Source organism: Pantoea sp. CFSAN033090, from assembly GCF_001264395.1.
GTDB classification, from domain to species: domain Bacteria; phylum Pseudomonadota; class Gammaproteobacteria; order Enterobacterales; family Enterobacteriaceae; genus Pantoea; species Pantoea agglomerans.
On the sequence record NZ_LGYX01000040.1, the window covers coordinates 1 to 1,321 of the forward strand.

The following is a 1,321-nucleotide window of genomic DNA, read 5'->3' on the forward strand; positions in this document are numbered from 1 at the left end:
TTGTATCTTGTTTTCTGTAGTGGTTAGCTCCCACTACAGGAAGCAGGATGAATCTGTGTCATCCATCAGGATTCGATCCTGTGTGTCAGCCTAGATCTCCTGCTTCCCCTTTCACGCCAGCATTAACTTTGAACGGTTGCCAGGAGCAGCGACTCCGCATGCACAAGGGAAACGGGCGTGATGGTATCAGGTGAAAGGAGACGCAAAATGATTCAGCTCGGTGTTGATGTCGGGAAAAGTAAAATTGATGTCTGCCTGCTTCCGGAAGGCCCCGGGGGCAGGAAAAAAACCAAAGTGCTTTCTAACGGACCGGACGTGGCCCGGCAGTTGCTTGAGTGGCTGGCGGTCAGAAAAGTCGCTCTTTCTGAGCTACAGGTCATCCTGGAGCCGACGGGAACCTATCATGAGCATCTTGCTTATGGTCTGCATGAAAAAGGACTTCGCGTGGTGGTTGCCAGTCCGGTCCGTGTGCGGTCTTTTGCTACAGGCATGGGCATTCTGACGAAAAACGACCACGTAGATGCCCATGTTCTGGCGCTCTATGGCGCACTGCGCCAGCCGGAAGCATGGGTGCCCCCGCCACCGGCCATCCGGGAACTGAAAGCGCTGCTGAAAAGGCGCGATGCGCTGCGGGAAGATTTGCAGCGTGAGCAGAACCGGCTGGAAAAACTGCACGTCACCCGCTTTTCCACACGCGTTGAAGCTTCAGTAACAAAAATGATAGCGGCGCTGGATGCAGAGCTGCTTTCGGTCCAGCAGCAGATCGACGACCATATTGATAACCATCCGGACCTGAAGCAGGACATGAAGTACCTGACGTCGGTGAAAGGCATTGGTAAGCAGGTGGGCTCGAATATGCTGGCAGTGCTGCGTGGAAACGCCTTCAGCAGCCCGGAACAGGCGGCGGCATGGCTGGGTCTGGTTCCGCGGGAGAAACGGTCAGGCAGTTCAGTGAACGGCCGTTCACGCCTGACCAAAACGGGTCCGGCCGATTTACGGGCTAAACTGTATCTCAGCGCCATGACGGCGATAAAACATAATCCCATGCTCAGGATTTTCTACGAGCGCCTGTTAAAAGCCGGTAAGGCTAAAATGTCAGCCCTGTGCGCAGTGATGAGGAAGCTGGTTCATATCTGTTATGCAGTGCTGATGAAGCAGCAGGAGTTTGACCCGAATTACAGCGCATAAGTTTGACTATCAAGACGGTAGCTGACACGCTCGGCCCGCGCCATTACGCACGTCATCCTTGAGGTGCGCCCGTAAACGGGCCAACGCTTTGCGTTGTTCAAAAGCGCTCCCGGCGCTGTTGTCCCTGGCGCGG

Annotated in this window: 1 protein-coding gene; it reads left to right on the plus strand. The window is 55.1% G+C overall.

Going from position 1 to position 1,321, the window contains the following annotated elements; all coding sequences use genetic code 11:
* The first annotated feature begins 207 nt into the window (after positions 1–207).
* The gene (locus AFL22_RS22885) at positions 208–1,188 is read left to right on the plus strand and encodes an IS110 family transposase (protein WP_052272251.1); all 981 of its coding nucleotides are present in this window, start codon (positions 208–210) and stop codon (positions 1,186–1,188) included.
* Positions 1,189–1,321 lie beyond the last annotated feature (133 nt).